The 7,130-nt window shown below is 71.8% G+C and carries 6 protein-coding genes; 4 read left to right on the plus strand and 2 right to left on the minus strand.

Features of this window, described 5'->3' with window-relative positions:
- The first annotated feature begins 81 nt into the window (after positions 1-81).
- Entirely contained in the window at positions 82-1,428 is a 1,347-nt protein-coding gene (purD, locus tag VNF07_04905; GenBank protein ID HVB05573.1) for a phosphoribosylamine--glycine ligase, read from the plus strand.
- A gap of 10 nt (positions 1,429-1,438) precedes the next feature.
- Here purD and solA read toward each other — a convergent pair whose 3' ends face one another.
- Positions 1,439-2,581, minus strand: coding sequence for an N-methyl-L-tryptophan oxidase (gene solA, locus VNF07_04910; GenBank protein ID HVB05574.1), 1,143 nt, complete (start codon positions 2,579-2,581; stop codon positions 1,439-1,441).
- Between the two features lie 150 nt (positions 2,582-2,731).
- Here solA and VNF07_04915 point away from each other — a divergent pair, with 150 nt between their 5' ends.
- Positions 2,732-3,529, plus strand: coding sequence for a metallophosphoesterase (locus VNF07_04915; GenBank protein HVB05575.1), 798 nt, complete (start codon positions 2,732-2,734; stop codon positions 3,527-3,529).
- A 172-nt stretch (positions 3,530-3,701) separates the two neighbouring features.
- Here the strand turns inward: VNF07_04915 and VNF07_04920 are convergent, their stop codons facing one another.
- On the minus strand, positions 3,702-4,754 hold the full coding sequence (locus VNF07_04920; GenBank protein HVB05576.1) for an amidohydrolase family protein: 1,053 nt from the start codon (positions 4,752-4,754) through the stop codon (positions 3,702-3,704).
- 177 nt (positions 4,755-4,931) lie between these two features.
- Between VNF07_04920 and VNF07_04925 the strand changes: the two genes are divergently transcribed.
- Both VNF07_04925 and VNF07_04930 read left to right on the plus strand, forming a co-directional pair.
- Positions 4,932-5,735, plus strand: a complete 804-nt coding sequence (locus tag VNF07_04925; GenBank protein HVB05577.1) for a dienelactone hydrolase family protein — start codon at positions 4,932-4,934, stop codon at positions 5,733-5,735.
- 697 nt (positions 5,736-6,432) lie between these two features.
- The gene (locus tag VNF07_04930) at positions 6,433-7,011 is read left to right on the plus strand and encodes a G1 family glutamic endopeptidase (GenBank protein ID HVB05578.1); all 579 of its coding nucleotides are present in this window, start codon (positions 6,433-6,435) and stop codon (positions 7,009-7,011) included.
- Positions 7,012-7,130: the final 119 nt, after the last annotated feature.

Consider the following 7,130-nt stretch of genomic DNA (forward strand, 5'->3'; position numbering starts at 1 on the left):
GCCGGCGGACGCCTGCAGCGAGCCCGCGCTCGCCCGAGCACCGATCGGCCGCGTCGCGTGATCGCGTAGATTGGCCGGCTAGTGGCAGCGAACCTCCCGGAGCGCCCGTCGGTGCTCATCGCCGGCAAGGACGCCCGCACCGACGCCCTCGTGCAGGCCTGCGCCGAGAGCCCGCACCACCCGCTGCTCTTCGGGATCTCTGAGATCAGCCCGCCAGGGATGCTCGAGCGCTGCAGCGAGTTCCTCGGCGAGGTCTCGCTGACGGACCTCCCGGCGGTCCTCGACTTCGCCCGCAAGACCGGGCCGGACCTGTTCATCATCGGCCCGGAGGACCCGCTCTGCGCGGGGATCGTGGACGCGGTCGAGGACGACCTCGGCGTCCCCTGCTTCGGGCCCCGCAGGGCCCACGCCCGGATCGAGGGCAGCAAGTCGTGGTGCAGGGAGCTCGTCGCGCGGCACGGCATCGCCGGGAACCCCGAGCACCGCGTCTTCCACGACGAGCGGGGCCTCGAGGGCTACCTGGCGCACCTCGGCGATTACGTCGTGAAGCCGGACGGGCTCACCGGCGGGAAGGGCGTGCGCGTCTCCGGCCACCACTTCTCCTCCCGCGAGGAGGGCCTCGGCTACGCCCGCTCGCTCGTGCGCGAGGAGGGCATCGTGCTCATCGAGGAGCGCCTCGAGGGCGAGGAGTTCTCGCTGCAGAGCGTGACCGACGGCGACGCTGTGCTGCACTGCCCACCGGTGCAGGACCACAAGCGCGCCTTCGAGAGCGACGAGGGGCCGAACACCGGGGGCATGGGCTCGTACTCCTGCGCCGACCACTCCCTCCCCTTCCTTGTGGCCGAGGACCTCGCCGAGGCCAAGGCGATCAACGAGCGGGTGATCGCCGCGCTCGACGAGGAGGTCGGCACCCCCTACCGCGGCGTCCTCTACGGCGGCTACATGGCGACCAGCGACGGCGTCCGCCTCGTCGAGTTCAACGCCCGTTTCGGCGATCCGGAGGCGATGAACGTCGTGCCGCTGCTCGAGGCCGACCTGCTCGAGCTCTGCTGGGCGACGGCGACCGGCACGCTCGGTGCGCTCCCCGTCTCGTTCGCCGCGCGAGCGACCGTCTGCAAGTACGTCGTCCCCGAGCCCTACCCGGCCGTGGGCGGGAGGGGGGCGCCGATCACCGTCGATCCCGCCGCCTTCGGCCCCGACGTGCGGCTCTTCTGGTCCTCGGTGAACGTCGTGCCGGGGGGCCTCGCGCTCACCGGCTCGCGCGCCCTCGCCGTCGTCGGCCTCGGCAACACCCTCGAGGAGGCCGAGGCCAGGGCCGAGCGGGGCGCCGCGAGCGTCGGGGGCCCCGTCCGCTACCGCCACGACATCGGCACCGCGGCGCTCGTCGAGCGGAGGGTGGCGCACATGCGGGCGCTGCGCGGAGGCTGAACGCCGGCGCTCAGGCCGGACCGAAGCGGTCCGGGTCGAAGAGGCCGATGTCCAAGCGAGTCCCTCCCTCGGTGACGAGGTCGGCGACCAGCTCGCCGATCACCGGCACGAACTTGAAGCCGTGCCCCGAGCACGGTGAGCAGACCACCAGCCGCCCGTCAGCGGCGGGGATCCCGAGGAGGAAGTGCTCGTCCGGGGTGGTCGTGTACATGCAGGCGACCGCCTCGGAGACCTCCGGGCCGAGGGCGGGGAGGCGCGGCGCGAGGAACTCGAGAAGCGGGCGCACCTCCTCGGGCTTCACGAAGCGGGCGAGGTGGTCCGGCTCGGCTGGCCGCCCCCGCCGGAAAAAGGCCGCCTTCACGGCCGAGGGGTTCCGTTCGGTGACAGGGAAGCCGTAGACCTGCTGTCCGTCCTCGCCCTCCCAGACGTAGACGGGCTGGCGCTCCGGCAAGAAGCGCTCCACCGGGACGGTCGGCCGCAGCCAGAACTGGACGTGGCGCTCGACGAGCAGCGGGAGGCGCAGCGAGCGGTGGAACAGCGGCGCCCAGGCGCCGGCGGCGACGACGAGTCGCGCGCCCCGGTAGAGCGCCGCGCCGGCCGCCACCTCCACGCTGTCGCTTCGGCTCTCCCAACCGGTCACCACCTCGTTGAAGTGCAGCTCGGCGCCGCGCTCGTGGGCGAGGGCGAGGTGCGCCGCGACCGTCGCCTCGGGGCGGACGAAGCCGGCGTGCGGCTCGTAGAGCGCGACGTCCTCCGCGGCGGGGGTGAGGTTGGGCCAGCGTCGCGCCACCTCGCGTGCGTCGAGAAGCTCGTGGTCGAGCTGCCAGCGTCGGGCGCTCTCGAGGCTCCCGGCGACGGTCCGCGACTCCGGCCGGCCGATCATCAGCCCCCCGGTCTCGGTGAGGAGCTCCTCCCCCGCCAGGGTCTCGAGCTCGCGCCAGCGCTCGTAGGCGCGCAGCAGGAGCGGCACGTACCGGGGGTCCTCGAAGTAGGCCTGGCGGATGAGACGGCTCCCGCCGTGACTCGAGCCCCGGCTGTGCACGGCGCCGAAGCGCTCGATCCCGAGCACGCTGAGCCCGCGCGCCGCGAGTTCCGCGGCCGCAGCGCTCCCCATCCCGCCGAGGCCGACGACGATTACGTCGTAGGGGGCCACGGCCAGGTGTGGACGTCGGTTCCGAACTCGGCGTCACCGAACACGCCGCCATGATCGCTCGCGCCGAGGTCCGGAGCGGGTTTCTCGGGCAGGGGTGCGCCGCGTCGAAGTCACAATGGTGTGTCGCGAACCGGGGCGGAAAGGAGGCGCGTGGAGTCGTTCACGCTCGTGCAGCTCTCGGACATCCACCTCACCGCGGATGGCTCGCTCCGCCCGGGGGTACGGCCACGGGACAACCTCGTCGCCGCGTTACGGCTCGTCAACGAGGCACGGATCGCGCCCGACGCCTACTTGCTCACCGGGGACCTCACCGATGTCGGTGACGCCGGCTGCTACGAGGACCTCGCGGCGCTGATGCGCTCGCAGGCGGAAGCCGACGGTGCCGAGGTCGTCTACGTGCCCGGGAACCACGACGAGCGCGACGCCTTCCGAAGGCACCTGCTCGGCGTCGCCGGCGCGGGGCCGATCAACCAGACGCACTGGTGTCGCGGGCTTCGGATCATCTCCCTCGACTCCACCATCCCCGGAGTCGACGAAGGTGCCCTCGACAACGAGACGCTCGCCTACCTGGCGGCAGAGCTCGAGGCACGAGCCCCCGAGGGAACGGTGCTCGTCCTCCACCACCCGCCGATCACCTCCCCGATCAAGACGATGTCCCGCCTCCGCCTGCAGAACCCCGACGAGCTCCGCGACCTCATCGCCGGCTCGGACGTCCGAGTCGTGCTCTGCGGACACAACCACCACGACGCGAGCGGCATCGTCGGAGGGATCCCGGTCTGGGTCTCCCCGGCGCTCGCCTACCGGGCCGACCTGACCAGCACGGAGAAGTTCCGGGGCGTACCCGGGAGCGCGCTCTCACGGATCGACCTCTCCCCCACCGACCACACGGTGGTCACGGTCCCGGTGCCGCACGTGCGCGACGTGCGCGGGCCGCGGTGGAGAGACTGAAGCCGACGATCGATCCGAGCGGTGGTCCCGCCGGCGGACTTCGGCATTCGGAGCGCACGTGCGCGGTCTCGCGCCGCCGACGGCGACCGACCTTCCTCACGTTCGCCTCCGCAGTCCGACGGGTGAGCTCCGGCGACACCAAGCCGGGGGAGCGAACGTCCCGCAGCTTTCGTCAGCTCGCCGGGGACGCGCCCTGCCGGCCGCTTGCCGCGGGCAGGTCGTAGAGGCGCGCGACGTTGCCGGACAGGACCTCTCGGCGCACCTCGTCGGGGAGATGCCCAAGATCCCGTTCGATGATCTTCCGGGACTCGGGCCACGTCGAGTTCGGATGGGGGTAGTCATTCGACCACATGCAGTTCGCAGACCCCCAGCGCTCGAGGACCGAAGCGAGGGTCGGGTCGTTGAAGAACGTGGCGTGCACGTTCCGGCGGAAATAGTCGCTCGGGGCCATCGTCAGCGGGGAGTCGCTGTTCGGCCGGCTGGCGTACTTGTCCCAGGAGCTCAAGATGAAGGGGATCCAGCTCGCCTCGCTCTCGACGAGCACGAACTTCAGCGCCGGGAACCGCTCGAGGACTCCGGTCGTGATGAGGTCCGAGATGGCGTTGGAGGCCTCGTAGACGAGGTCGTTCGCGTGCCGGGCGGTCGCCTGCAGCACGCGCCGCGCTGCCCGCGGCTTCGGCCATCCGTAGCTGGCGCCGGTGAGGATGTGCAGGCTGATCGGCATCCGCAGCTCCTCGGCGACGGCCCACAGCTCCTCGTAGTGGTCGGTCGCGAAGGACAGCTCGGGCGGAGGCACCTCCCAGACCATCGCCCCGACGAAGCCCGCCGCCTTGCAGCGTCGCAGTTCCCTCACCGCCTGCGTGACGTCGAAGGTGCAGAGCGCACCGATGCCGAAGAGCCGGTCGGGAGCGGCCGAGCAGTACTCGAGCAGCCAGTCGTTGTAGACCGAGAAGCAGGCCTCCTGGAGGGCGGGGTCCGTCAACCCGAAGAGGTTCATCGCGAGGCTCGGGTAGAGGACCTCCTGTGACACGCCGTCGACGGCCATCTCCTCGACCCTCGCCAGCGGGTCCCACCCTCCCTGGTGCGCCTGGAACTGCCCGCCGACGCCGCGTTCGGGAAAGACCGGGGCCGCCTCCCGCAACTTCGCGGGGAGGCGCGTCTCCCAGAGGTGGGGGTCCTCGATCACGTGCGAGTCCGCGGAGATCATGAGCGGGCCATCCGGCACTTCGCACCCCCTCACCTCGTGACCGCCCAACGACGGAGCGGAACGACTCGCAGGCATTGTGGCCGAAGCGGCTGCGCACGTCACCCGCGACGCGCCTTCGGTCGCTCTTCGTGTGATCGCGACGGGTCGGGGCGCCGCCGGTCTGCCCCGCCTACCCTCTCGGCGAGGAGGTGCGCGATGCCCGAAACCATGGAGAGCACGCGCGGTCTCGGCGCCCCGGTGTTCGTCGCGACCCCGGAGGAGCCTGGGCCCCAGCCCTCGGTCGTCGTCCTCCACGAGCGCTACGGCCTCGTCGAGCATCCGAGGAACATGGCGCGCCGCCTGGCGGCCGCGGGCTACGTCGCCGCAGCACCGAACCTCTTCTTCGAGCATCCCGATCAGCGGGGCCTCGCGGACGGCACCGCGACGGCGCGCCTCACCGACCCGCACGCCCTCGAGATCCTCGACGACGTGCTCGAGCTGCTGCGGACGACGCCGGCAGCCGACGCCGACCGCCTCGCCGTCCTCGGCGCCTGCGCGACCGGCCGGCACCCGGTGCTGTGGGGGGCGAACCGGCACCTCGACGCCTGCGTGGTCTTCCACGGCCTATACCGCAACCGCGAGTGGGAGCCCGACGGCGAGTACCACACCGAGCACCTGCACGACCTCGTCGGGCGGCTGCAGGCTCCTTTCCTCGGCCTCTTCGGCGAGCTCGACCACCTGGTCTCCGTCGACGACGTGCGCTTCATCCGCGGCCACTTCGAGGACCAGGACAAGAGCTACCGGATCGTCTGCTACGCGGGCGCCCCGCACGGCTGGACGGACTCGACGATGAGCGGTCGCTACCGCCCCGAGATCGCCGAGGCGGCCTGGGGCGAGCTCCTCACCTTCCTCGAGCGGCACCTCGTCTCCCCGCGCCTCGAGCCAGCGACCGTCGACTGGAGCTACACCTCCAGCAAGAGCCGCCTCTACGACTTCACCGCCAACGTGCGGCGGGACTGACCGCTCGACGGCCGCGCTTCGGCACCTCCCGGGGCCACCGCGAGGCGGCTGGCTGGCTCGAATGCGTTGCCGACCCTTCCCGTGCCCGACCTACGGTTGGCCCATGGCGGGCGGTCGGCAGGTGGAGTCCGGCGAGCGCGCGGCGCGCCGCGTCTTTGGTGCCCCGATGCAGCGATGAGGCCCCGTCACCGGTCACGAGGACCTCGCCTTGCACGGCGCGGCGCACGGGCGGCGGGGATCGCGCTCACCCTCGGGCTCGTGCCACTCGCCCTGCTCCCGGCGCGCGCCTCGGGTGCTCCGAGGACGGCGGCGCCCCAGCTCCTCACCTTCCGGGCGCCGGGGAGCGTCTCTTCGCGGGGGGCCACCGCCGTCCTGCGGGCCAACCTCGCGGGTGCGACGACCTGCCGGCTCTCGCTGCGGGGGAAGCAACTCGTGAGGGTCTCCTTCTCTCGAGGGGCAACCGAGTGCCGCGACGGCCGTTGGTCGACGCGTCTGCGCATCGGCGCGAACTCGACGATGCTCCGCGACCCCCTGCGCTTCGTCTTCACGGCGACAAGCGCCACCGCGACCGCGACGCGGACCTTCGTCGTCACGGTCGAGGGCGCTGTGCAACCCTCGGTCGAGAGCTCGCTGTTCCCCATCTCGACGGGACCGACGGCCTCGACGACGGTGCAGCCGGGCAGCGCGCCGACGGGCGATGCGCAACTCCAGCTCAGCGCGAACTGGGGGGGGTTACGTCTACACGACCCCGTCCGTGGATGCCCTCGTCGGCGGGAGCTGGTCGGTGCCGCGCCTCAATTGCGCGCAGACGCCGAATGCCAACTCTGCGACCTGGGTGGGCGTTGGCGGGGCCGTCGCTTACGACCTGCTGCAGACCGGCGTGGAGGACGACTGCGTGAACGGCGTGCAACTGGACACCGGATTCTGGGAGCTCTTCCCCGAGGATGCCGCGCAGGTCTTCTCGAGGTTCCCCCTCCATCCCGGCGACGAGATCACCGCGTCGGTCCTCTACGACGGAACGCACTGGGACACCGACGTCACCGACGAGACGACCGGCCTCACCGGGTACTCGATCGGGGGCCTCGGCTGGGGCACCGCCTTCGCCGCGACCCACACGCTCCGTACTTGGCAAGGCCCCGATCCGTACTTCTTTGCCGGTGGGCGGACCGCGGAGTGGATCGAGGAGAGCCCGTCAGTGGGCTCGCTCCGCATCGCGACGCAGCCGCCGCTCGCGAATTTTGGCACGTTGCAGTTCACTCGACTTTCGCAGTTTTGAGGCCGCTCGGCCCTACTCCTGAGGGCCGGTAGTCCGGGATCGCCGGGCCCGGGTGACCGCGGCCGTAGGTCTCGTGCCCGGCTTCGGACGCGACCCGGCATCGGCTGGCTCGACGAGCC

Source organism: Acidimicrobiales bacterium (assembly GCA_035533595.1).
Classification (GTDB): Bacteria; Actinomycetota; Acidimicrobiia; order Acidimicrobiales; family Bog-793; genus DATLTN01.

What these genes read in the sequence shown, in the direction of transcription:
- VNF07_04925 (HVB05577.1), top strand. Translation starts at nt 4,932, where the DNA reads ATGCCCGAAACCATGGAGAGCACGCGCGGTCTCGGCGCCCCGGTGTTC.
- VNF07_04930 (HVB05578.1), top strand. Translation starts at nt 6,433, where the DNA reads ATGCGCAACTCCAGCTCAGCGCGAACTGGGGGGGGTTACGTCTACACG.